We start from the raw sequence: 23,565 nt of genomic DNA, 5'->3' as shown, positions 1-23,565 counted from the left end.
CCCCGGTCCTCCGCACGGGTCAGCCGTGCCACGACCTCCACAGCGCCGCGTACGCCCCGTCCGCCGCGACCAGTTCCGCGTGGCTGCCGAGTTCGCTGATCCGGCCGGACTCGACGACCGCGATCAGGTCGGCATCGTGCGCGGTGTGCAGCCGGTGCGCGATGGCCACGACCGTCCGCCCGTCCAGGACCCGGCCGAGGGAGCGCTCGAGATGCCGGGCCGCCCTCGGGTCGAGCAGCGAGGTCGCCTCGTCCAGGACCAGCGTGTGCGGGTCCGCGAGGACCAGCCGGGCCAGTGCGATCTGCTGGGCCTGCGCCGGGGTCAGCGACCGGCCGCCCGAGCCGACCTCGGTGTCCAGGCCCTCGTCGAGCCCGCGGGCCCAGACCTCCGCGTCCACCGCCGTGAGCGCAGACCACAGCTCGGTGTCCGAGGCCCCCGTCTTGGCCAGGAGCAGGTTGTCCCGGAGCGAGCCCACGAAGACATGGTGCTCCTGGTTGACCAGGGCCACGTGCTCACGGACCCGCTCGGCGGGCATCCGCGCCAGCTCGGCCGCGCCGAGGGTGACCGAACCGGTCCTCGGGGCGTAGATGCCCGCGAGGAGGCGGCCGAGGGTGGACTTGCCCGCGCCGGACGGGCCGACCAGCGCGAGCCGGGTGCCGGGCGCCACCTTCAGGGACACCTCGTGCAGCACGTCGACGCCCTCGCGGTAGCCGAACCGGACCTCGTCCGCCCGGACCGCCCGGCCCTCCGGCCGTACCTCCGTGTCGCCCGCGTCCGGCTCGATGTCGCGGACGCCGACGAGCCGGGCCAGCGACACCTGCGCGACCTGGAGCTCGTCGTACCAGCGGAGCACGATCCCGATGGGGTCCACCAGCATCTGCGCGAGCAGGGCGCCCGTCGTCAGCTGCCCGACGTCGATCCAGCCCTGCAGCACGAACACCCCGCCGAGCAGCAGCACGGAGCACAGCACCGTCATATGGGTGAGGTTGACGACGGGGAAGAGCACGGAGCGCAGGAAGAGGGTGTACCTCTCCCATGCGACCCACTCGGAGATGCGCCGGTTCGACAGGGCGATCCGGCGGGCGCCGAGGCGGTGCGACTCGACCGTGCGGCCCGCGTCGACCGTCTCGGCGAGGGCGGCGGCCACGGCCGCGTACCCCGCGGACTCCGAGCGGTACGCGGCCGGCGCCCGCCGGAAGTACCACCGGGAGCCCACGACGAGCAGCGGCGCCGCGAGCAGCGCGGCGAGCGCCAGGGGCGGCGCCGTCACCGTGAGGCCGCCGAGCAGCAGCCCGGCCCACACGACGCCGATGGCCAGCTGGGGCACGGCCTCGCGCATCGCGTTGGAGAGCCGGTCGACGTCCGTGGTGATGCGGGAGAGCAGGTCACCCGTGCCGGCCCGTTCGAGCACGCCGGGCGGCAGGCCGACCGCGCGGACGAGGAAGTCCTCCCGCAGGTCGGCGAGCATCTCCTCGCCGAGCATCGCGCCGCGCAGCCGGACGAGCCGGACGAAGGCGGTCTGGATGAGCAGCGCGACCGCGAACAGCGCGATCGTGCGCTCCAGATGGAGCTCGCGCGCTCCCGTGGCCAGCTTGTCCACCAGCGAACCGAGCAGGTACGGGCCGGCCATCGAGGCGATCACGGCGACCGCGTTCACCCCGATGAGCAGCGCGAACGCCCGGCGGTGGCGGCTCAGCAGCTCGCGTACGTAGGTGCGGACGGTCGTGTTGCCGGCGACGGGCAGCGTGGTCGCCGTCGTCGGGGCCGCCGGGTCGTACCCCGGTGGCGCCAGGCCGATCATGCCGATTCCCCTTCCAGTGCTTCGAGTTCGTCGACCGCTCCGACCGCTCCGACCGCTCCGACTGCTCCGACCGATTCGATCGGGGCGACCGCTTCGAGCGTGGTGTCGGCGGCTACCGGCGCGGCGAGCTCCTCGTCGGTCTCGCGGGTGACGACCGCCCGGTAGCGGGGCTCCCGGGCGAGCAGCTCGCGGTGGGTGCCGACGGCGACCGCCTGGCCCTCGTCGACCAGGACGACGCGGTCGGCGCGGTCCAGGAGCAGCGGTGAGGAGGCGAGGACCACGGTGGTCCTGGCCGCGCGCAGTTCGCTGATGCCGGCGGCGACCCGGGCCTCGGTGTGCGCGTCGACCGCGGAAGTGGGCTCGTCGAGGACGAGCACCTCCGGGTCGGTCACCAGGGACCGGGCGAGGGCGAGCCGCTGGCGCTGGCCGCCGGACAGCGACCTGCCCCGCTCGGTGATGCGGGTGCGCATCGGATCGCCGTCGGTGTCCACGGACGCCTGCGCGAGCGCGTCGAGGACGTCCTCGCACCGGGCGGCGGCCAGGGCGTCGTCGGGGAGCACCCCGCCCGAGCGGGGCACGTCGAGCAGCTCACTGAGCGTGCCCGAGAGCAGGACCGGGTCCTTGTCCTGGACGAGGACGGCGGTACGGGCGGTGTCCAGTGGCAGTTCGTCGAGCGGGACGCCGCCGAGCAGGACCGAGGTGTGGTCCTCACCCGGATCGGCCGGGTGGCCGCCGAGCCGGTCCGCGAGCCGCCCGGCCACGTCCGGGTCGCCGCAGACCACCGCGGTGAACCGACCGGCCGGGGCGAGCAGCCCGGTCAGCGGGTCGTACAGGTCACCGGTCGCCTTGCGGTCCTCGTCCCCGACCGCGGCGGTCGTGCTGGTCGTACGGGCCAGCGAGAGCACCCGGGCGGCCCGCTTCGCGGACGGCCGGGAGAAGGAGAAGGCCATGGCGATCTCCTCGAAGTTGCGCAGCGGGTGGTACGTGAGGGCCACGGCGCTGTAGACGGTGACCAGTTCACCGACCGTGATTCGCCCGTCGAACGCGAGCCGGGCCCCGTACGCCACCACGACGATGAGCAGGATGCCGGGCAGCACGACCTGGATCGCGGAGATCAGCGCCCACATGCGCGCGCTGCGCACGGCGGCCTTGCGGACCTCCTGGGAGGCGGCGCGGTAGCGGCCGAGGAACAGTTCCTCACCGCCGATGCCGCGCAGCACACGGAGTCCGGCGACGGTGTCGGAGGCGAGCTCCGTGGCCTTGCCCGCCTTCTCGCGCTGGACGTCCGCCCGGCGCGTCGCGCGGGGGAGGAGCGGCAGCACGGACAGGGCGAGGACGGGGACGCCGACGGCCACGACGACGCCGAGGGCGGGCTGGTAGACGGTCAGGCCGACGCAGATGATCACCAGGGTGACGGCGCCGGCGGCGAACCGCGACAGGGCCTCGACGAACCAGCCGATCTTCTCGACGTCTCCGGTGGAGACGGCGACGACCTCGCCGGCGGCGACCCGACGGGTCAGGACGGAGCCCAGTTCGGCGGTCTTGCGGGAGAGGAGCTGCTGGACGCGGGCGGCCGCCGTGATCCAGTTGGTGACGGCGGTGCGGTGCAGCATCACGTCACCGGCGGCGATGGCGATGCCGAAGGTCACGAGCAGGGCTCCGGCGAGCGCGAGGCGCCCGCCGTCGCGGTCCACGACCGCCTGCACGGCGATGCCGGTGCCGAGCGGCAGTCCGGCGATGCCCAGGTGGTGCAGAAGTCCCCACAGCATGGACTTCACCTGCCCGCCGAGCTGCTGACGGCCGAGCCAGACGAGGAACCGGGTGCCCGAGCGGACAACGGGGACCCCTGGGTCGGCGTAGGGAAGATCTCGAATCTGCATGGCGTCCCAGGGTCTCCGGGTCTTGTCTGGGGGAACGCGCGCCGGGGGTGTGCGACGGCGGAGGGTGGTGCGAGGGCAGGGGGAAACCGTGCAAGGTTCGCTTTTTCGCCCGGGGGCGGCAATTGATTTTCCCCACGACGGAACAGATCGCGCCATGTCCGCTCATCGTCCTCTGGACCGCACGGCACTGACCACGCTTCACTCCAGCCCCATGAGATCACTCAAGATCATGAGCATGCTCAGCGGCCTGGTGCTTGCCGCGGGCGCGCTCCTCACCGCCCACCCGGCCGCCGCCGAGGGCCCGAACGGCCCGACGCCCCCGGCCGAGTTCACGAGCGACTGGCACGACCCGGTCACCGCCGCCCCGCCCGTCGAGACCCCCGGCACCCGTAGCTGCGAGGTGACCCTCGCCGCCGCCCAGTTCCGCGACTTCACCCCCTACCAGGGCGGTTACGCCCCGCCGAAGGAGTGCGGCACCCGCTGGAACAAGGTCGTCCTGCGCCTCGAAGGCAGCGTCAAGGGCCGCCAGTACGACCGCCTCGGGTACCTCACCGTCGGCGGCGTGGAGATCCTCCGCACCTCCACGCCCCAGCCCTCGCCCGACGGCATCACCTGGTCGGTCGAGAAGGACGTCACCCGCTACCGCGACACCCTCAGCCGCCCGGGCGCCGTCGAGATGCTCATCGGCAATGTCGTGAACGAGACCTACACCGGTGTCCTCGACGTCCGCGTCACCCTGACCTTCCACACCGCCCAGGGCCGCGTGAAACCCGCCGCGGACACGCCCGACCGGGTCATCCCGCTCACCGGCTCCACCCTCACCACCCCGCGCAACACCGAACGCGTCCTCGCCGAGGTGTACGCCACCGGCTCCGGCGGCGGCTGCGAGGAGTACTGGTACCTCTCCGTCCCCGACGCGGCCCCCTACTCCTGCCGGGCCACCGAGGGCCCCCACCGGGAGGTCCGCGTCTCCGTCGACGGACGCCTCGCGGGCATCGCCGCGCCCTTCCCGACCGTCTGGACCGGCGGCTGGTCGAACCCCTTCCTCTGGTACGTCACCCCCGGGCCGCGCGCCTTCGACGTCCAGCCGGTCCTCTACGACCTGACCCCGTTCGCCGCGGTCCTCAACGACGGTCGCGCCCACCGGGTGGAGGTCACCGTCGCCGGGGTCCCGGCCGGGCAGGCGGGCTGGTCCACGCCCACCAACGTGCTGCTGTGGCAGGACGAGGGCAGCCGGGTCGTCACCGGCGGCCTCGACCGCCACGAGGAGACCACCCCGCGCAACTCCTCCGTCTACACGGCGGGCACCGCGGACTCCCTCCACCGACTCGACACCGAGGCAGGACACCGGCTCACCGTCACCGGACACCTGAACACCTCGCACGGCCGGGTGACCACCACCGTCGACCGGACCGTCGCCCACAGCTCCGTCCACCGCTGGGGCGAGGGGGAGAACCCGGACGCGTTCACCGGGCGCTGGACCGACCGGGAGACCGTGACCAGCGGCCGGACCGTCACCCGCGCCGACCGGACGTACACCATGGACGGCGAGACCACGATCGGCGCGGGCGACCGGCTGCGCACGGTCCTCACCCTCGGGGACCGTGCCGACACCGGCGTCCTGCGCGACGGACGGCGCCTGTCCTGGTCGCGGCTCGACGACACGTACACCGGGGACGCCACGTACACCACGGGCGTGCCGCGCGACCAGCGGCACGCGGTCGGCACCACGCACGACCGCTACCGGCTGTACGGCTCCGAGGGCTGCTACGACCGGAGCCTGACGACCGTTCAGGGAACCGTCACCCAGGACCTGCGGCGCTGCTGAACACGGCGGTGCCCGGCCCCCCGTACCGAGGGGGCCGGGCACCGCTGCGGAGGCACCTCGTCCGTCAGGCCGGCTTCGCCGAGTCCACGCCCGAGCGTGCCTTGCGCCACTCCCCGCGCGTGAAGTCCGGGATCTCCTGCGGCGCGCCCTTCGCCTTGATCGAGGCGTGGCTCAGCGGCACCGGCGCCGTCCACGTGGCGGCGTCGTACACGTCGAAGTCCGGCGGCAGCCCGAGCTTCATGCACTGCATCAGGCGGTAGACCATGATGTAGTCCATGCCGCCGTGACCGCCCGGCGGGTTGGCGTGCTCCTTCCAGAGCCAGTGGTCGAACTCGCCCGCGTACGCCGAGAAGTCGGCCCACTCGTCGTCCTTGTGGTCCGGCTCCAGGTAGATCCGGGCCGGGTAGTCCTCGAAGACGCCCCGGGTGCCGCCCAGGCTGTTGATCCTGCTGTACGGGTGCGGCGTGGAGACGTCGTGCTCCAGGCGGATGACCCGGCCCTGGGCCGTCTGGACCAGGCTGATGGTCCGGTCGCTCCCGATGTACGTCTCCTTCCAGCTGGGGTCGCCGGACGGCATGTGCTCCTCGCGGTACTCGGCGAGTCCGAGCGCCGGTGTGCCGAAGCTGCTGATGCTCACCGCCCGGTCGCCCCGGTTGACGTCCATGTAGTTGGCGACGGGACCGAAGCCGTGGTTGGGGTAGAGGTCGCCCCTCAGCTGGGTGTGCCACAGCCGGCGCCAGGGGCCCTCGTAGTACGTCGGGGAGAACATCAGACCGCGCAGGTCGTGGTTGTACGCCCCCGCTCCGTGCAGGAGGCGGCCGAACTTCCCGGCGTGTGCCATCCGCAGCACGCGCATCTCGTTCCGGCCGTAGCAGCAGTTCTCCAGCTGCATGCAGTGGCGGCGGGTCTGCTCCGACAGGTCGACGAGCTCCCACAGTTCGTCGAGCCGCATCGCGACCGGACACTCCACGCCGACGTGCTTGCCGTTGAGCATCGCCGCGCGGGCGATCGGGAAGTGCGTCTCCCAGGGGGTGGCCACGTACACGAGGTCGAGGTCCGTGCGGGCACAGAGCTTCTCGTAGTCGCTCTCGCCGTTCGCGTAGACGGCGGGGGCGGGCTGCCCGGCGGCGACGACCGCCGCGGCCGCCCGCTCGGCCTTGTCGCGGACGGGGTCGCAGACGGCGTTCACCCGGACCCAGGGGTGCGAGAGGAAGTGGCCGATCATGCCGGCGCCCCGGTTGCCGAAGCCGACGATGCCGACCCGGACGGTGGAGCGGACCCCGAAGGGGACCCCGGCCATGGTGGCCCCGCGGCGCTTCGGTGTGTCCGCGCCCTCGGCGGGTGACTCGGGGGCCTGTTCGGCCGGAGCCGCGGACGGAGTCGCGGCCTGCGCGGACGGAACGCCGATGGCGCCGATACCGAGGCCCGTTCCGGCCGCCGCGGCGGTGGTCCTGAGGACCTTGCGGCGGCTCGGGGTGTGCGGTGACTGATCGTTCATGGAACCTCCCGGAGCTGTGTGCACGGCTGTTTCATGAATCCCGCACAGGACCCTGGACCCGGTGACCGATGGTTCGCAAGGGCGCCGATAGGACTCTTGCGACAAGTGGTTGGACTTTACTGTTCCGGATCTCGCGCCGAGCCGTACCGGGCGCCCACCCTCACTCGAACGGACGAAAGGGCCCCTCACGCAAGGGGTGAGGGGCCGTCAGTGACGCGAAATCGACGGTTCGTCAGGGCCGAGTCGCGTGCTCCAGGGCGAGGAGCACCGATCCGTAGCTGCGGCCCGTCGCCCGGTCCATTCCGATCTCGCACATCCGATTGGCCGAGAGATGCGCGTCGAACGGCCGCGCCGTCACCTCGGCCGCCTCCCGGGCCGTCGCCGAGGCCGTCAGCTCCGGGTGCAACATGCCCCGGTCGCCCGCGAAGGCGCAGCAGCCCGCGTCGGTGGGGACGACGACCTCGTCCGCACAGGCCCGCGCGAGCTCCGTCAGCTTGTCCTCGTCGCCGAGGTGCCGCATCGAGCACGTCGGATGGACCACGGCGGAGCCGACCCGGCGGCGTACGTCGAGCCGGGGGAGCAGCTCGTCCGCCGCCCACACCAGCGAGTCGACCACCGTCATCTCTGCGTGCAGAGCCCGGTTGTCCTCCGTCAGATACGGCACGACCTCGTGCGCGATGCCGAGCGTGCACGAGGAGGCGTCCACGACCAGCGGCAGCGTCCCGCCGGCCGTCCACCCCCAGGCGGCCTCGACGATCCGGTTCGCCATCACCTTGTTGCCGCGCTCGTACCCCTTGGAGTGCCAGATCGTCGCGCAGCAGGTTCCGGCCACGTCGTCGGGGATCCACACCGGCTTCCCCGCGCGCGCCGACACCGCGACCACGGCCTCGGGGAGCGAGGGGCCGCGCCGGCCGTCCGGATTGCCGAAGATACGGTTCACGCAGGCCGGGTAGTAGACGGCGACCGCCGCCGGGCGGTGGGTGCGGGGCAGCCGGCGCGGCGCCGCGCCGGGGATCTCCGGCAGCCATTCCGGTACGAGGTCGGTGCTGACCGCCCGGCGGGCCAGGCCGGTCACGGACGCCAGGACCCGGTCGCCGATCCGGTCGGCCGCGGCGACCGCGAGCCGCGCGGAGGCCTCCGCCGCCCGGAAGTTCTTCGCGGCCAGGGCGGCGATCCGCTCCTGGCGCGAGGTATGCCGCTCGTGCCGGAACTCCTTCATCAGCGCGCCCGTGTCGATCCCGACCGGACAGGCCAGCTTGCAGGTGGAGTCGCCGGCGCAGGTGTCGACGGCGTCGTAGCCGAACGACTCCAGGAGACGGGTCTCGACCGGGGAGCCGTCTTTCTGCCGCATCATCTCCCGGCGCAGCACGATCCGCTGGCGCGGAGTGGTCGTCAGGTCGTGGCTGGGACAGGTCGGTTCGCAGAAGCCGCACTCGATGCAGGGATCGGCGATCCGCTCCACGGCCGGGATCGTCTTCAGCCCCCGCAGATGGGCGTGCGGGTCGCGGTCCAGGACGATCCGCGGGGCGAGGACCCCGTCGGGGTCGATGGCCTCCTTGACCCGCCACATCAGCTCGGTCGCCTTCGTGCCCCACTCCAGCTCCAGGAACGGCGCGATGTTGCGGCCGGTGGCGTGCTCCGCCTTCAGAGAGCCGTCGAAGCGCTCCACGGTCAGCTTGCAGAACTCGTCCATGAAGCCCGCGTACCGCTCGACGTCGGTGGGGTCGCCCGCGTCGAAGGCGAGCAGGAAGTGGAGGTTGCCGTGCGCGGCGTGACCGGCGACGGCCGCGTCGAAGCCGTGCCGGGACTGGAGGTCGAGCAGCGCCCCGCAGGCCTCGGCGAGCCGGGCCGGGGGCACCGCGAAGTCCTCGGTGATCAGGGTCGTACCGGAGGGGCGGGAGCCGCCGACCGCCGTCACGAAGGCCTTGCGGGCCTTCCAGTAGCCGGCGATCCGCTTCGGGTCCCCGGTGAACACGTTCTCCACGGAGGCCACCGGTGCGACGAGATCGAGACCGGCGAGAACCTCTGCCGCCGCCCGCTCGTACGCCTCCCGCGCCGCCGCGTCCGGTGCCCGGAACTCGACCAGGAGCGCCGCCGTGTCCTTGGGCAGCTCCGCCCAGTCCGTGGGGACGCCCGCCACGCTCACCGAGGCCCGCAGGGTGTTGCCGTCCATCAGCTCGACGGCCAGCGCACCCGCCGCGTTGAACAGGGGCACGGCCTCCGCCGCCGCCGGCAGCGAGGGGAAGAAGAGCAGGGCCGAGGACACCTCGCGGTCCAGCGGCAGGGTGTCGAAGACGACCTCCGAGATGAAGCCGAAGGTGCCCTCGGAACCCACCATGAGGCCCCGCAGGATCCGCACCGGGGTGTCGCCGTCGAGGAAGGCGTCGAGCCGGTAGCCGTTGGTGTTCTTGATGGCGTGCTTGGCGCGGATCCGGTCGGCCAGCTCGGCGTCCGCCTCGATCTCCGCCTTGAGCTCCATCAGCTCCGCGCACAGCCGGGGCTCGGCGTGCGCCAGCTCCTCGTCGGCGGCCGGGTCGGCCGTGTCGACCACGGTCCCGCTCGGCAGCACGAAGGTGAGCGAGGAGACCGTCCGGTACGAGTTCCTCGTCGTCCCGGCCGTCATGCCGGAGGCGTTGTTGGCGACGACCCCGCCGATGGTGCAGGCGATGGCACTGGCCGGATCCGGACCCAGGACACGCCCGTACGGGGCGAGCGCGGCGTTGGCCCGGACGACGGTGGTGCCGGGGCGGATCCGGGCACGGGCTCCGCCGTCCAGGACCTCGACGCCCGTCCAGTGGCGGCGCACGTCGACCAGGATGTCCTCGCCCTGCGCCTGTCCGTTGAGGCTGGTCCCGGCGGCCCGGAAGACCACCTCGCGGCCCTTGCCGTGCGCGTACGACAGGACCGTGGAGATGTCGTCGATGTCCTCGGCGACCACGACGACCTGCGGGACGAAGCGGTACGGGCTGGCGTCCGAGGCGTACCGGACGAGGTCGGAGATCGTGGAGAGGACCTTCTCGGGGCCGAGGAGCTCGGTCAGTTCCTCGCGCAGCCGCCTCGGCGTTCCCCGCGCCTGGAGCTCCGGCACGCGGTCCGGGGCCGGACTCCGCTTCGTACCGGGGCGAAGGGCCTGCGGGTTCGGCTCGAACAACGGCATGTCACGGCTCCCCTTCGGCGCGTCCGCGTGCCCGAGAGGTCAGCAGCCGGCCTCCGGGCCGAAGTCGACCAGGGCGGACAGCAGACCTCCGAGTACCTCGCGCTGTGCAGCGGTCAATGGAGCAAGGATGTCCTCTGCGGCCGCCCGGCGCGCGCTGCGCAGCTCCCGCAGCGTGGCGCGGCCCGCGTCGGTGAGCTCGATCCGGACGACCCGGCGGTTGTTCGGATCGGGCACCCTGCGCACCCGGTCGACGGCCTCCAGGCCGTCGACGAGACTGGTCACCGCGCGCGGGACGACCTCGAGGCGGGCCGCGAGGTCGGCCATCCGGGGCGGGTCCCCGAAATGCGCGACCGTGCGGAGCAGCCGGGACTGGGCGGGCGTGATGCCGACCGGCTCCAGGTGGCGCTTCTGGATGCGGTGCAGACGCCGGGTGAGGCGCAGCAGCTGCTCGGCGAGGAGGCCGTCGGCGTCGGGTTCCCCCGAACGGCCGGGTCCGGTCGGGACGGCGGAGGTGCTCATGCGGGAACAATATCAGGACCTGGTTCATTGTGAGCATAGGTAACAATGAGCTATGCTCTCATCGATATCACCGAACCCTCGAAGGAGCCCATGCGCCCCCACGACCAGTCCGACTGGACGCCCCCGCCCCGCGACTCCGCCCAGCCGAAGGAGCCCGCGCAGCTGCGGCGCATCCTGCGGCTCTTCCGCCCCTACCGGGCCCGCCTGGTGCTCGTCGGCCTCCTGGTCGGCGCCGCCTCGCTCGTCACGGTCGCTTCGCCCTTCCTGCTCAAGGAGATCCTCGACACCGCGATCCCCCAGGGCCGCACCGGGCTGCTCAGCCTGCTCGCCCTCGGCATGATCGCCACCGCCGTGCTGACCAGCGTCTTCGGCGTGCTCCAGACCCTCATCTCCACCACCGTCGGCCAGCGCGTCATGCACGACCTGCGCACCGGGGTCTACGAGCAGCTCCAGCGCATGCCCCTCGCGTTCTTCACGCGCACGCGTACCGGCGAGGTCCAGTCCCGGATCGCCAACGACATCGGGGGCATGCAGGCGACCGTGACCTCCACGGCCACCTCCCTCGTCTCCAACCTCACCGCCGTCGTCGCGACGATCGTCGCCATGCTCGCCCTCGACTGGCGTCTCACCGTCGTGTCGCTGCTCCTGCTGCCCGTCTTCGTCTGGATCAGCCGGCGCGTCGGCCGCGAGCGCAAGCGGATCACCACCCAGCGCCAGAAGCAGATGGCCGCCATGGCCGCGACCGTCACCGAGTCCCTCTCGGTCAGCGGCATCCTGCTCGGCCGCACCATGGGCCGCGCCGACTCCCTGACCAAGTCCTTCGCCGAGGAGTCCGAGCGCCTCGTCGACCTCGAAGTGCGCTCCTCCATGGCCGGACGGTGGCGGATGTCCACCATCGGCATCGTCATGGCCGCCATGCCCGCCCTGATCTACTGGGTCGCCGGCATCGCCCTCGGCTCGGGCGGCTCCGAGATCTCGCTCGGCACGCTCGTCGCCTTCGTCTCGCTCCAGCAGGGCCTCTTCCGGCCCGCCGTCAGCCTGCTCTCCACCGGCGTGCAGATGCAGACGTCCCTCGCGCTCTTCCAGCGCATCTTCGAGTACCTCGACCTGCCCGTGGACATCACCGAGCCCGCCGAGCCCGTCCGGCTCGCGAAGGTCCGCGGTGAGGTCGCCTTCGAGAAGGTCGAGTTCCACTACGACCCCGAGGGCGCGGGCCGTCCGACCCTCGACTCCATCGACCTGACCGTCCCCGCCGGGGGCAGCCTGGCCGTCGTCGGCCCCACCGGCTCCGGCAAGTCCACCCTCAGCTACCTGGTGCCCCGGCTGTACGACGTCACCGGCGGCCGCGTCACCCTCGACGGCGTCGACGTGCGCGATCTGGACTTCGACACCCTCGCCCGTGCGGTCGGCGTCGTCTCCCAGGAGACGTACCTCTTCCACGCCTCCGTCGCCGACAACCTCCGGTTCGCCAAGCCGGACGCCACCGACGAGGAGATCGAGGCCGCCGCGCGCGCCGCCCAGATCCACGACCACATCGCCTCGCTGCCCGAGGGGTACGACACCCTGGTCGGCGAGCGCGGCTACCGCTTCTCGGGCGGCGAGAAGCAGCGCCTGGCCATCGCCCGCACCATCCTGCGCGACCCGCCCGTACTGATCCTCGACGAGGCCACGAGCGCCCTCGACACCCGTACGGAGCATGCCGTGCAGCAGGCCATCGACGCCCTGTCGGCCGGCCGCACCACGATCACCATCGCCCACCGGCTCTCCACCGTCCGCGACGCCGACCAGATCGTCGTCCTGGAGGCGGGCCGGATCGCGGAGCGCGGCACGCACGACGAGCTGCTGGCCCGGGACGGGAAGTACGCGGCCCTGGTCCGGCGGGACGCGCGGAGTGCCGCGGCCGTCAGCGCCGGGGCCTCGGCGGGGGCGGCCGAACAAGCGAACGTGGGAGCGGTTGTTCCCCAGAACGTGTGATCGTGCCGGGATTCGTTGCTCAACTCCCGTACGGCATCGGATGATTGCGGTGCGCGATCGACGGGCTGCAGACCGTGACCGCGCAGTCCCACTGAAGCATCAGTCCCACTGATGTACCTGTACGAGGAGAAGCACCACCATGAACGTCATCACCAACCTGCTCGCCGGCGTCGTCCACTTCCTGGGCTGGCTCGTCTGACGATCGCAGTGCCCCGGCGCCGTCGGTTCCCCGTCCCAGGGGGCCGGCGGCGCCGCCGCGTGCGCGGGCTCCCGGGATTCCCCTGCGCGGCGGGTTAGCGTGCGGCCATGACGTACCGGCCGCCGTCACCCTCCGCACCCCCACGCCGCCGCCCCCGACGCCCGTCCCTCCCCCCGGGCCTCCGGCCCTCCCGACGCCGCCCCCGGCTCACCCGGCGCGGACGCCTCGCCCTCCTGCTCGGAGCCGTCGTCGCCGTGGCCGCCGCGATCACCCTTCCGCTGCTCCTGCCCCGGGACGAACCGGCCGTCGAACAGCCCCGGGCGCTCCTCGTCCCCGAGGGCTGGCGGGCCGGCCAGGTCTACACGGCCGTCGACCGGGCACTCGGCCTGCCCGAAGGCACGGCGCGGAAGACCGCGACCGCATCCGCCACCGCCCTTCCGCTGCCGGCGGCGGCCGGAGGGAACCCCGAGGGCTACCTCTTCCCGGCGACGTATCCCGTGCTCAACGCCACCACCCCCGAGGGGCTGCTCCGCTTCATGGTCGACACGGCCGGGAAGCGCTTCGGGGCCGCGCGGATCGCCGAGGGCGCGCGGGCGCACGGAATGAGCGTGTACGAGACGGTGATCGCGGCCAGCATCGTCCAGGCCGAGGCCGACAACCCGGAGGACATGGGCAAGGTCGCCCGGGTCGTCCACAACCGGCTCGCCCGGGGCATGGCCCTCCAGATGGACTCGACCCTCAACTACGCGCTCGGCCGGAGCACCGTGGACACCACGTTCGAGGACACGCGGACCGAGAGCCCGTACAACACCTATGAGCACAAGGGCCTGCCGCCGACGCCCATCGGCAATCCCGGTGACCTGGCGATGGACGCGGTGATCCGCCCGGCGGACGGCGACTGGCTCTACTTCGTCACGGTGGCCCCGGGGGACACCCGCTTCACCGCCGACTACGCGTCCCACCAGGTGAACGTGGCCGAGTTCAACGCCAACCGGGGCGCGGAGAAGGGCTGAGGCCGAGACCTCGGCAGGTCAGGTCGTCGCGACGACGGCGGAGACGGCCTCCGGGACGGCCGCGGAGACGGCGACGCCCTTCGGGGCGGCGGCCGGCCCGCGGCGCAGGAGACGGCGGATGTCCGAGACCGCCGCGCGCCCGGCTCGGTTGGCGCCGATCGTCGAGGCCGAGGGCCCGTACCCGACGAGGTGGACGCGCTCGTCCCGTACCGCGCGCGTGCCCTCGACCCGGATGCCGCCGCCCGGCTCGCGCAGCCGCAGCGGGGTCAGATGGTCGATCGCCGCCCGGAAACCCGTGGCCCAGAGGATCACGTCCACGTCGACGGCACGGCCGTCGTCCCAGGCCACCCCGGTCGGGGTGATGCGGTCGAACATGGGGAGGCGGTCCAGGATCCCGCGCGCGCGTGCCGCCCGGATCGTGTCGTTGAGGGGGAGCCCGGTGACCGAGACGACGCTCTGCGGGGGCAGTCCCTGCCGCACCCGCTCCTCGACGAGCGCGACGGCGGCACGCCCCTCCGCCTCCCCGAAGGGACCCTCGCGGAAGACGGGCTCGCGCCGGGTCACCCAGAACGTCTCGGCGGCGACGTCCGCGATCTCCATGAGGTGCTGGGTGCCCGAGGCCCCGCCGCCGACGACGAGAACCCGCTTTCCGGCGAACTCCGCCGGGCCCGGGTAACCGGCGGTGTGCAGCTGGGACCCCCGGAAGGTCTCCTGGCCCGGGTAGCGCGGCCAGAAGGGGCGGTCCCAGGTGCCGGTGGCGTTGATCAGGGCGCGGGTGGTGTACGTGCCTCCGGAGGTCTCGACCCGCAGCCGCCCGTCGTCGCCCTCCCGGACGGCGGTGACGTCGACGGGGCGATGGATCCGCAGGTCGAAGGTCCGCTCGTAGGTGTCGAAGTACGCGCCGATCACCTCGGAGGAGGGGCGGGCGGGGTCGGCGCCGGTCAACTCCATGCCGGGCAGCGCATGCATGCCGTGGACCTTGCCGTACGTGAGCGAGGGCCACCGGAACTGCCAGGCGCCGCCCGCCCGCGGGGCGTGGTCGAGCACCACGAAGTCCCGGTCCGGCTCCAGGCCGGCGCGGCGCAGATGGAAGGCGGCCGAGAGGCCGGCCTGCCCGGCGCCGATGACGACGACGTCCACCGTCCTGAGCCGCTGCCCGCCCGCTGCCACAGCCTCGGCCTCCGCCGCCTCTTCGACCCCGTAATCGTTCACGGTTCTACCAACCGAGGCGGGGGCGCGGATCTTCCCGCGCCCCCACGACGACTTCTCCGCCCTGGGCCTACCGTCCGCCGGCCACGAGCAGCGGCGCACCTCCCGGCGCCGAGGCCGGGCGGCCGTTCGCGGCCGGGACGCCGAGCAGCGGGGACGGCAGGACCGTCGGCAGCAGACCGCGCGCCGCCAGCTCCGGCCGCACGCCCTCGCCGAACCAGTACGCCTCCTCCAGGTGCGGGTAGCCGGACAGGACGAAGTGCTCCACGCCCAGGTCGTGGTACTCCTCGATGCGGTCCGCGACCTCGGCGTGGCTGCCGACGAGCGCGGTCCCGGCCCCGCCCCTGACGAGACCGACCCCCGCCCACAGGTTCGGCGAGATCTCCAGCCGGTCGCGGCCGAGGGAGCCGCCCTCGTGCAGCGCCAGCATCCGCTGCTGGCCGACCGACTCGCTCCGGCCGAGTACCTGCTGCGCGGCGGCGATCGTCTCGGCGTCGAGATCGGAGAGCAGCCGGTCGGCCGTCGCCCAGGCCTCGCGCGCCGAGTCACGGGAGATCGTGTGCAGCCGGATCCCGAAGCGGACCGTGCGGCCGCGCTCCTCCGCCAGGCCGCGGATCCAGTCGATCTTCTCCTTGACCTGCCACGGCGGCTCGCCCCAGGTCAGATAGACGTCCGCGTGCTCGGCCGCCACCGGACCGGCCGCGGCGGACGAACCGCCGAAGAAGATCTCGGGCAGCGGGTCCGGCGGCAGCGCGGTGAGACCGCCCTCGATCCGGAAGTGCTCGCCCTCGTAGTCGAACGGCCGGCCGCTCCACGCGCCCCGCACGACGGACAGGAACTCGGCCGTGCGCGCGTACCGCCGGTCGTGGTCCAGATGGTCGCCGAAGCGGCGCTGCTCGGCCGAGTCGCCGCCGGTCACCACGTTGAGGAGGAGCCGGCCCCGGGTGATCCGCTGGTACGTGGACGCCATCTGGGCCGCGAGCACCGGCGAGATCACGCCCGGTCGGAACGCCACCAGGAACTTGAGCCGCTCGGTGTGCTGGGCGAGCGCGACCGTGGTCAGCCAGGCGTCCTCGCACCACGTCCCGGTCGGGGTCAGTACGGCCTCGAAGCCCAACTGCTCGGCCGCCTTGGCGATCTGGATCAGATAGTCGATGTCGGGCGCGCGCACCCCGGACACGGTGCGGTCGCGGGTGATCCCGCCGTCCGTGTAGGCATGCCGGTCGACGAGGGTCCGGCCGTCGCCGCCGGTCGGCAGGAACCAGTGCAGATGGACGCTCATGAGGAGGCCTTTCCGTAGCTGCGCGCCGGTGTGGTCGACGGCGGCAGGTCCTTGTTGAAGCGGGTGTCGACGTAGTCGGCGAAGCGGAACGTGCGGGGGATGAGCCCGAGGGCGGCGAAGGTGTCGGCGATCTTCTGCTCGGAGGCGATCGCCGCATCGTCGAGGGCGACCGGGATGCGGGTGCCGTTGCTGCGCTTCACGGCGGCGAGGGCCACCTCGTACGGCAGTCCGGTCTCCTTCGCCCAGACCTTGGCCCAGGCCTCGGGGTGGTCGAACACCCAGCCCTGGGCGCGCCGGAGCCGCTCGACGAAGTCGCCGATGGCCTTCGCCTTCGCGGGGTCGGCGAGCGCCGAGGGGGCGGCGACCTGGAAGCCGAGGCCGTTGACGAGCCCGCGCCCGTCCGCGAGGACCCGGCCCTTGCCGCTGAGCAGGACCTGCGAGGTGTACGGGTCCCAGACCGCCCAGGCATCCACCTTGCCGCTGGTGAACGCGGCCAGGGCGTCGGCCGGTTGCAGCAGGGTCACCTGGACGTCGCTCGGCTTGAGGCCGGCTTTCCCGAGCGAGGCGATCAGCTGGAAGTGGGCGGAGCTTCCCTGGGCGACGGCGACCTTCTTCCCCTTCAGGTCTCCCACGGAGCGCAGGGGCGAGTCCTTCGCGACGAGGAGCGCCTCGCCCGCGGAGTCGCCGTGCGTCGCGGAGACCACGGTGATCTTCGAGTCGGCGCCGGCGGCGAAGACGGGTGGGGTGTTGCCGACGGAACCGATGTCGACGGCCTTGGCGTTCACCGCTTCGAGCAGGGGTGGGCCGGAGGTGAACGTCGACCATGTGATCCGGTACGGGAGGTCGTCGAGCTCGCCGGCGGCCCGCAGCAGAGCCTCGGAGCCGCCCTTCTGGTCGCCGACGTCGAGGACGAGGGAGCCCTTGCCGTCGGTGTTCGAGGACTGGCCGGCCGCGGAGGCACCGGAGCAGGCGGAGGCGAGGAGTGCGAGCGGCACGAGCAGGGCCGCGGTGGACAGGCGGAAGGACTTCACGGGTATCTCTCCTTGAGGAGGGGAAGTGGCATGGTCGAGCAGTCAGGCCGTCAGGCCGCCTTCTCGGCGAACTCGGCCTCTTGGACGCCGAGTTCGGCGAGCAGTCGGGTCCGGAGCGCGGCCAGGGCGGGATCGCCGGGGGAGCGGGGCCGGTCCAGGTCGACCGCGGTGTCGTAGGCGATGACGCCGTCCCGCATCACCAGGGCGCGGTCCGCGAGCAGCAGCGCCTCGTCCACGTCGTGGGTGACGAGGAGGACCGTGCAGCCGCGCCGCTGCCACAGCTCGGCCACGAGCCGCTGGGCCTTGATCCGGGTCAGCGCGTCGAGCGCGCCGAACGGCTCGTCGAGCAGCAGCAGATCCGGATCCCGTACCAAGGCCCGGGCGAGGGATGCGCGTTGGGCCTCGCCGCCGGAGAGGGTCTTCGGCCAGGCGCCCGAGCGGTGACCGAGCCCGACCTCCTCCAAGGCCTTCTCCGCGACCGCCCGGCCGGGCTTCCCCGGCAGTCCGAGGAGCACATTGCGCCAGACCCGCTTCCACGGCATGAGGCGCGGTGCCTGGAAGGCGACGGCACGGCGGCGCGGGACGAGGACGGTGCCGGAGATCTCCCGGTCGAGCCCCGCGAGGACACGCAGGAGGGTGGACTTGCCGCAGCCGCTGTGGCCGAGGAGGGCGGTGAACTGCCCGGCGCGCAGGGTCAGATCGAGCCCGTCGACGACCGGACGTCCGTCGAAGGAACGGGTGAGGCCCTGGACGGTCACTGCCCGGTGAAGGTCGGTCGCCATTGCAGCAGCAGCCTTTCGAGAGTACGGACGACGGCGTCGGCGAGAAGGCCGAGGAAGGCGTAGACGACCAGGCAGACGACGATCACGTCCGTGCGGAAGAACTCCCGCGCCTGGTTCATGAGGAAGCCGATGCCTGCGTCGGCATTGATGGACTCGCCGAAGACCAGCGCCAGCCAGGCCGTGGCGAGCGAGTAGCGCAGCCCGGTCATGGCCCCGGGCAGTGCGCCCGGCAGCACGACGTGCCGGACGAGACCCCAGTGCCCGAGCCCCAAGGACTGCCCCGCTTCGACGAGTTGGGCATCGACGCCGCGGATTCCGGCGTACACGTTCAGATAGAGGTGGAAGGCGACGCCGAGCGCGATGAGCGCGACCTTGGGTGCCTCGCCGATGCCCAGCCAGATGATGAGGAGCGGGATCAGGCCGACCCAGGGAACGGTCCGCAGCATCTGGACGGGCGCGTCCACGAGGTCCTCGCCGAGCCGGGAGAGTCCGGACAGCAGAGCCAGCGCGATGCCGACGATCCCGCCGATGAGGAGTCCCGCGGCGACGCGCCGCAGGGAGACGCCCATCGCGGTCGGGAGGGTTCCGTCGCCGATCAGCTCACCACCGGCGCGGGCGATCGTCCCCGGCGAGGCGAGCGCGTCGGCGGGCAGCACCCCCGTCGCGCTGAGGGTCTGCCACAGGGCGAGGAGGAGTACGGGGCCCACGGTGCGGCGCAGCCAGCGCGGAACGGCGGGGGCGCGACCGGGGCCCCGGTCGGGAGTGAGGGGCTCGACATCCGGCAAAGGCGACATGTCGGGCGGGGAATGGGGTGGGGCGTGGCCGACCGTCATGGCGGAACTCCGGGGGAGGGGAGGTGTGGGTACGCGTCAGCGGCCGTGGGCGACGCGGGGCGAGCGCGGGCGCACGGAGATGAGGACGTCAGGGGTACGGGTACGGCGCACGCCCGAGCGTGCGGGCATGCGGCGTCAGAAAGGCGAAGGGGTGCCGGAGGCGTGAAAGGGCGTCAGCAGCCGCGGCGACACGCGGCGGAGGCCACCCGCAGCAGGTCGATGTGACCGCGCGTGGTGAGCAGGGCTGTACGCAACATGGCGCGAAGGTAGCGACGCTCGCGCCCCGGGTCAACGGTGTCTCGGAGCGTGGACGTGCTTCGGGGCGAAGCGGCGGAGCGAAACAGGGGCATCAGGCTGGCCTGAATCCGTCTTGCCGCCGCCATTCAAGACCCCTTTTGCCAATCAGTAAGGTTAGGCTAACCTCTGCGACGTGCAAGCAGGTGAAGAGACCGACGCGACTCCCCGTCCCCACGGTCATGAACTCTCGGCCACGGGTGTCACCGTGGCGTACGAAGGCGTCGATGTCGTCCACGACGCCTCCATGACGCTGCGCCCCGGCGAAGTGACCGTCCTCGTCGGGCCCAACGGCAGCGGCAAGTCGACGTTGCTCCGCACGATCGCACGGCTCCAGCAGCCACGGACCGTCGCGCTCGTCCTCGACGGCGCCATCGACGGTCTCGCCCTGAGCCCCCGTGAGTTCTCGCGTCACGTCGCCCTGCTCACCCAGGGACGCCCCACACCCAGCGGGCTGACCGTCCGGGACGTGGTCGAATTCGGCCGCTACCCCTACCGGGGACGCTGGGGCAAGGCCGACCCGGACGGCCGGGCCGCGGTGGACCGCGCGCTCGCCATGACCGGCGTCACCGAACTCGCCGGGCGCGGCGCCGAGCACCTCTCCGGCGGCCAGCTCCAGCGCGTCTGGCTCGCCGGCTGCCTCGCCCAGCAGACGGGCGTCCTCCTGCTCGACGAGCCCACCACGTACCTCGACCTGCGCTACCAGGTCGAACTCCTCGACCTCATGCGTGACCTGGCGGACGACCACGGCATCGCCGTAGGGGCCGTCCTCCACGACCTCGACCAGGCGGCGGCCGTCGCCGACCGCATCGTCCTGCTCGACACGGGACGCGTCGTCGCCGACGGCAGCCCCTCGGACGTCCTGACACCCGAGCGGCTGACCGACACGTACGGCATCCGCATCGAGGTCGACACCGATCCCCTCACCGGCCGGCTGCGCACCCGTGCGATGGGCCGCCACCACTCGCGAAGCGAAAGGCTCAGCACCACCTCATGAGACGCCTCCTCCTCACCACGGCGGTCGCCACCACCGCGGCCCTCACCCTGACCGCCTGCGGCACCACCGAGCCCGCCGCCGACGACGCGAAGAAGTCCGCCGAGCCCATCACCCTCACCGACTCCACGGGCGAGAAGGTCGAACTCGACGGCCCCGCCAAGAAGGTCGTCGGGACCGAGTGGAACGTCGTCGAGCACCTGATCACGCTGGGCGTCGACCCGGTGGGCGTCGCCGACGTCAAGGGCTACAAGACCTGGGACACCGCCGTCCCGCTCAAGAACGAGCCGAAGGACATCGGCACCCGCGGCGAGCCGAGCGTGGAGACCGTCGCCGCCCTGAAGCCCGACCTCATCGTCGCCACCACGGACCTGCCGCCGGCCGCCGTGAAGCAGCTGCGCAAGGTCGCCCCGGTCCTGACGCTGAAGGCCGCCGACGCCGCCGACCCGATCGGCCGGATGAACGCGGACCTCGACGCCATCGCCAAGGCCACCGGCACCACGCAGAAGTCCGAGGAGCTCAAGAAGCAGTTCCAGGCGAAGCTCGACGAGGGCAGGAAGAAGCTCGCCGACGCCGGACTCGCCGGCACGAAGTACGCCTTCGCCGACGGCTACGTCATGTCCAACCAGGTCTCGATCCGCCCCTACACCAGCGGTTCGCTGATCGGCGCGGTCAACGAGAAGCTCGGTCTGAAGAACGCCTGGACGGTGAAGGGCGACCCGGCCTACGGCCTCGGCTCCACCGACGTCGAGGGCCTCACCAAGATCGGTGACGTGCAGTTCGCCTACATCGGCAACGACGGCGACGCCGGCAGCACCCCGTTCACGGGTGTCCTCGCCAAGGACAAGGTGTGGACCTCGCTGCCGTTCGTCAAGAAGGGCAACGTCCACCGTCTGCCCGACGGCGTCTGGATGTTCGGCGGTCCCGGGTCGATGAGCAAGTACATCGACTCCGTCGTCGCCGCCCTGACGAAGTAACACCATGGCCGTCACCGCAACCACCCCCGCCACCCGTCCGCCGGCGGCCACGTCCCGGACGGGCGCGGCCCCGGTGACGGCCGCCCTCATCCTTCTCGTCGTCGTCCTCGCGGTCGTGGACATCACCCAGGGCACGGCCGCCGTCGGCGCCCCGGAGGTGTGGAAGGCGCTCACCGGCCGGGCCGACCCGTCCGACGCGTCCGTCGTCATCGCCTCCCGGCTGCCCCGTATGACCGCGGGGCTGCTCGTCGGCGCCGTGCTCGGCATGGCGGGCGCCGCCCTCCAGGCCGTCAGCCGCAACGTCCTCGCGTCGCCCGACACCCTCGCCGTCAACGCGGGCTCCTACTTCGCCCTCGGCCTGGCGGCCGCCACCGGCGTCTCGCTGCCCCTGCTCGCCTCCTCCGGCATCGCGTTCGCCGGCGGTCTCGTGGCGGCCGCGGTCGTCCTCGGCCTCTCCGGCCTCGGCACCGGCACCGTCCGGCTCGTCCTCGCGGGCAGCGCCCTCACCCTCGGCCTCACCGCCGTCACCGAAGGCCTGCTCCTGCTGTTCCCCCAGCAGACCGAGGGCATCTACCGCTGGAACCAGGGCAGCATCGCCCAGAACGGTTTCGACGGCGTCTTCCAGATGGCACCGATCGCCGTCGCCGGACTCGTCGGACTGCTGCTCCTCGCCCGCCGGATCGACGCCCTCGCCCTCGGCGACGACGCCGCCCGCGGCCTCGGCGTCCCCGTCCGCGCCACCCGGCTCACCGCCGTCGTGCTCGCCGCCCTCCTCTCCACGGCCGCGGTCACCCTCGCCGGACCCATCGGCTTCGTCGGCCTCTGCGCGCCCGCGCTCGTCCGGCCGCTCGCCCGACGGTTCCGCGCCTTCACCCGCACGCGGGGCAACCTGCCTCTCGCGGGTCTCACCGGCGCGGCCCTGGTACTCGGCTCCGACGTGGTCCTGCGCCTCCTCGTGCCCTCGGACATCGCGGTCGGCGTACCGACGGGAGTCGTCACCAGCCTCGTCGGCGCCGTCTTCCTCATCGTCATGGCCACCCGGACCCGGGACACGGCGGCGGCCTCCGCGCCCGACCGGCTGCGCATCAGGAGCCGGGCCGTCTTCCTCACCACCACCGCGGTCCTGGTCGTCGTCCTCGTCGGCGTGGTCATCGCGGCCGTACTCCTCGGCGACGCCCACCTGTTGCTCGGCGACGTGGTGAACTGGCTGCAGGGGCGGGCGGGCCGGACCACCGCGTTCGTCCTCGACACGCGCGTGCCCCGCGTTCTCGCCGCCCTGTTCGCGGGCGCCGCACTCGCCCTGGCCGGCACCCTCGTCCAGGCCGTGACCCGCAACCCGCTCGCCGAACCGGGCATCCTGGGCGTCTCCGGCGGAGCCGCGCTCGGCGCGGTCCTCCTGGTCACGACCGTGCCCGCGGCGGGAACGTGGGGCGTGGCGGGCGCGGCCTTCGCCGGCGCCGCCGTCAGCTCCGTCCTCGTCTTCGGCCTCGCCGCGAGGGGCGGGTTCCAGCAGAACCGGCTCGTCCTCGTCGGCTTCGGCGTCGCGACCGGGGCATCGGCCCTGATCAGTCTCCTCATCATCCTCACGGACCCGTTCAACGCGACCAAGGCCCTCACCTGGCTCTCGGGCTCCACGTACGGGCGGACCCTGCCCGACGTGCTGCCCCTCGCGGTGATTCTCGCCGTGGGCGTGGTCGTGGCGGCCGCCCGCCGCACCGAACTCGACCTGGTGTCCCTCGACGAGGACACCCCGCGACTCCTCGGCCTGAGCCTGGGCCGCGGCCGCCTCGGCTTCCTCGTCCTCGCCGTCCTCCTCAGCGCCGCCGTCGCCGCCGCCGGCACCATCGGCTTCGTGGGCCTCGTGGCACCCCACGCGGCCCGCGCCCTGGTCGGCCGACAGCACGCCCGCGTGGTGCCGGTCGCGGTCCTCCTGGGCGCCGTCCTCGTCTGCACCGCCGACCTGGTGGGCCGCACGGTCATCGCCCCGGCCCAGCTCGGAGCGGGCCTGATGACCGCGGTGATCGGCACGCCGTACTTCCTCCATCTCCTGGTCCGGAGCCGACGGGGCTAGGGGTTTCGTACGGTCAGCGTCGGTGAAGCCGCCGCTCAGACGCCTGCGCCATGCGGACGCCGGGTGCCGGCCGGGGTGTTGCCCGTTCGCCCACCGCACGCTGCCCGAGCGTCCGTTGCGCCTCGCCGACTCGGCCAACTAGACAGGAAAGCACGTATACCGCGCCCTTCAGAAGGACTCCTATGCACGCCAAGGACGCCCCCAAACCGTCGGACGCGGAATC

17 protein-coding genes are annotated in these 23,565 nt (G+C 72.7%); 6 read left to right on the top strand and 11 right to left on the bottom strand.

What is annotated here, in order from left to right; all coding sequences use genetic code 11:
- Positions 1 to 19: 19 nt before the first annotated feature.
- A complete protein-coding gene (locus OG462_RS08510) occupies positions 20 to 1,801 on the bottom strand; it encodes an ABC transporter ATP-binding protein (RefSeq protein ID WP_406056018.1) in 1,782 nt (593 codons plus the stop codon).
- Positions 1,798 to 3,681, bottom strand: a complete 1,884-nt coding sequence (locus OG462_RS08505; RefSeq protein WP_406056016.1) for an ABC transporter transmembrane domain-containing protein — start codon at positions 3,679 to 3,681, stop codon at positions 1,798 to 1,800. Before OG462_RS08505 ends, OG462_RS08510 begins: the two co-directional genes overlap by 4 nt.
- Before the next feature lie 211 nt (positions 3,682 to 3,892).
- On the opposite strand from OG462_RS08505, the gene OG462_RS08500 reads away from it, so the two are divergent.
- Positions 3,893 to 5,509: a peptide-N4-asparagine amidase gene (locus tag OG462_RS08500; RefSeq protein ID WP_406056014.1), complete on the top strand. Its 1,617-nt coding sequence runs from the start codon at positions 3,893 to 3,895 to the stop codon at positions 5,507 to 5,509.
- Positions 5,510 to 5,573: 64 nt separating this feature from the next.
- On the opposite strand, the gene OG462_RS08495 is transcribed toward OG462_RS08500, so the two are convergent.
- From OG462_RS08495 to OG462_RS08485, 3 genes are all read right to left on the bottom strand, one after another.
- Positions 5,574 to 7,007, bottom strand: a complete 1,434-nt coding sequence (locus OG462_RS08495; RefSeq protein ID WP_406056012.1) for a Gfo/Idh/MocA family oxidoreductase — start codon at positions 7,005 to 7,007, stop codon at positions 5,574 to 5,576.
- A gap of 232 nt (positions 7,008 to 7,239) precedes the next feature.
- Positions 7,240 to 10,164 (bottom strand): FAD-binding and (Fe-S)-binding domain-containing protein, encoded by a 2,925-nt coding sequence (locus OG462_RS08490; protein WP_406056010.1) that lies wholly within the window; start codon positions 10,162 to 10,164, stop codon positions 7,240 to 7,242.
- 39 nt (positions 10,165 to 10,203) lie between these two features.
- Positions 10,204 to 10,683 carry a MarR family winged helix-turn-helix transcriptional regulator gene (locus tag OG462_RS08485; protein ID WP_406056008.1) on the bottom strand — a complete coding sequence of 160 codons (480 nt, stop codon included), beginning with the start codon at positions 10,681 to 10,683 and terminating at the stop codon, positions 10,204 to 10,206.
- Positions 10,684 to 10,773: 90 nt separating this feature from the next.
- Between OG462_RS08485 and OG462_RS08480 the strand changes: the two genes are divergently transcribed.
- Both OG462_RS08480 and mltG read left to right on the top strand, forming a co-directional pair.
- Positions 10,774 to 12,657 (top strand): ABC transporter ATP-binding protein, encoded by a 1,884-nt coding sequence (locus OG462_RS08480; protein ID WP_406056006.1) that lies wholly within the window; start codon positions 10,774 to 10,776, stop codon positions 12,655 to 12,657.
- A gap of 306 nt (positions 12,658 to 12,963) precedes the next feature.
- Positions 12,964 to 13,869 (top strand): endolytic transglycosylase MltG, encoded by a 906-nt coding sequence (gene mltG, locus OG462_RS08475; protein WP_406056004.1) that lies wholly within the window; start codon positions 12,964 to 12,966, stop codon positions 13,867 to 13,869.
- Between the two features lie 18 nt (positions 13,870 to 13,887).
- On the opposite strand, the gene OG462_RS08470 is transcribed toward mltG, so the two are convergent.
- The 6 genes from OG462_RS08470 to OG462_RS08445 all read right to left on the bottom strand — a co-directional run bounded on the left by OG462_RS08470 (position 13,888) and on the right by OG462_RS08445 (position 19,263).
- Entirely contained in the window at positions 13,888 to 15,039 is a 1,152-nt protein-coding gene (locus OG462_RS08470; RefSeq protein ID WP_406066433.1) for an NAD(P)-binding domain-containing protein, read from the bottom strand.
- 109 nt (positions 15,040 to 15,148) lie between these two features.
- Positions 15,149 to 16,360, bottom strand: a complete 1,212-nt coding sequence (locus tag OG462_RS08465; RefSeq protein WP_406056002.1) for an LLM class flavin-dependent oxidoreductase — start codon at positions 16,358 to 16,360, stop codon at positions 15,149 to 15,151.
- The gene (locus OG462_RS08460; RefSeq protein ID WP_406056000.1) at positions 16,357 to 17,391 is read right to left on the bottom strand and encodes an ABC transporter substrate-binding protein; all 1,035 of its coding nucleotides are present in this window, start codon (positions 17,389 to 17,391) and stop codon (positions 16,357 to 16,359) included. Before OG462_RS08460 ends, OG462_RS08465 begins: the two co-directional genes overlap by 4 nt.
- Before the next feature lie 50 nt (positions 17,392 to 17,441).
- Positions 17,442 to 18,173: an ABC transporter ATP-binding protein gene (locus OG462_RS08455; RefSeq protein WP_406055998.1), complete on the bottom strand. Its 732-nt coding sequence runs from the start codon at positions 18,171 to 18,173 to the stop codon at positions 17,442 to 17,444.
- Complete coding sequence (locus tag OG462_RS08450) at positions 18,146 to 19,006, bottom strand: ABC transporter permease (protein WP_406055996.1); 861 nt, start codon at positions 19,004 to 19,006, stop codon at positions 18,146 to 18,148. Before OG462_RS08450 ends, OG462_RS08455 begins: the two co-directional genes overlap by 28 nt.
- A 173-nt stretch (positions 19,007 to 19,179) precedes the next feature.
- Entirely contained in the window at positions 19,180 to 19,263 is an 84-nt protein-coding gene (locus OG462_RS08445) for a putative leader peptide (RefSeq protein WP_351816447.1), read from the bottom strand.
- 173 nt (positions 19,264 to 19,436) lie between these two features.
- Here OG462_RS08445 and OG462_RS08440 point away from each other — a divergent pair, with 173 nt between their 5' ends.
- Genes OG462_RS08440 through OG462_RS08430 form a run of 3 tightly spaced genes read left to right on the top strand, consistent with a single transcriptional unit; the run spans position 19,437 to position 23,342 of the window.
- On the top strand, positions 19,437 to 20,297 hold the full coding sequence (locus tag OG462_RS08440) for an ABC transporter ATP-binding protein (protein ID WP_406055994.1): 861 nt from the start codon (positions 19,437 to 19,439) through the stop codon (positions 20,295 to 20,297).
- Positions 20,294 to 21,271: an ABC transporter substrate-binding protein gene (locus OG462_RS08435; RefSeq protein ID WP_406055992.1), complete on the top strand. Its 978-nt coding sequence runs from the start codon at positions 20,294 to 20,296 to the stop codon at positions 21,269 to 21,271. The genes OG462_RS08440 and OG462_RS08435 overlap by 4 nt, the downstream gene beginning before the upstream one ends.
- A gap of 4 nt (positions 21,272 to 21,275) precedes the next feature.
- A complete protein-coding gene (locus OG462_RS08430) occupies positions 21,276 to 23,342 on the top strand; it encodes an iron ABC transporter permease (RefSeq protein ID WP_406055990.1) in 2,067 nt (688 codons plus the stop codon).
- Positions 23,343 to 23,565 lie beyond the last annotated feature (223 nt).

Origin of the sequence: Streptomyces sp. NBC_01077, from assembly GCF_045162855.1 — a bacterium.
GTDB lineage: Bacteria > Actinomycetota > Actinomycetes > Streptomycetales > Streptomycetaceae > Streptomyces.
The sequence above is the reverse complement of the archived record's forward strand: the minus strand, read 5'-3'. Positions and strand labels throughout refer to the sequence as shown.

Coding starts and splice junctions, on each gene's coding strand:
- OG462_RS08510 (WP_406056018.1), bottom strand. CDS start 1,801: ATGATCGGCCTGGCGCCACCGGGGTACGACCCGGCGGCCCCGACGACG.
- OG462_RS08505 (WP_406056016.1), bottom strand. CDS start 3,681: ATGCAGATTCGAGATCTTCCCTACGCCGACCCAGGGGTCCCCGTTGTC.
- OG462_RS08500 (WP_406056014.1), top strand. CDS start 3,893: ATGAGATCACTCAAGATCATGAGCATGCTCAGCGGCCTGGTGCTTGCC.
- OG462_RS08495 (WP_406056012.1), bottom strand. CDS start 7,007: ATGAACGATCAGTCACCGCACACCCCGAGCCGCCGCAAGGTCCTCAGG.
- OG462_RS08490 (WP_406056010.1), bottom strand. CDS start 10,164: ATGCCGTTGTTCGAGCCGAACCCGCAGGCCCTTCGCCCCGGTACGAAG.
- OG462_RS08485 (WP_406056008.1), bottom strand. CDS start 10,683: ATGAGCACCTCCGCCGTCCCGACCGGACCCGGCCGTTCGGGGGAACCC.
- OG462_RS08480 (WP_406056006.1), top strand. CDS start 10,774: ATGCGCCCCCACGACCAGTCCGACTGGACGCCCCCGCCCCGCGACTCC.
- mltG (WP_406056004.1), top strand. CDS start 12,964: ATGACGTACCGGCCGCCGTCACCCTCCGCACCCCCACGCCGCCGCCCC.
- OG462_RS08465 (WP_406056002.1), bottom strand. CDS start 16,360: ATGAGCGTCCATCTGCACTGGTTCCTGCCGACCGGCGGCGACGGCCGG.
- OG462_RS08455 (WP_406055998.1), bottom strand. CDS start 18,173: ATGGCGACCGACCTTCACCGGGCAGTGACCGTCCAGGGCCTCACCCGT.
- OG462_RS08450 (WP_406055996.1), bottom strand. CDS start 19,006: ATGACGGTCGGCCACGCCCCACCCCATTCCCCGCCCGACATGTCGCCT.
- OG462_RS08445 (WP_351816447.1), bottom strand. CDS start 19,263: ATGTTGCGTACAGCCCTGCTCACCACGCGCGGTCACATCGACCTGCTG.
- OG462_RS08435 (WP_406055992.1), top strand. CDS start 20,294: ATGAGACGCCTCCTCCTCACCACGGCGGTCGCCACCACCGCGGCCCTC.
- OG462_RS08430 (WP_406055990.1), top strand. CDS start 21,276: ATGGCCGTCACCGCAACCACCCCCGCCACCCGTCCGCCGGCGGCCACG.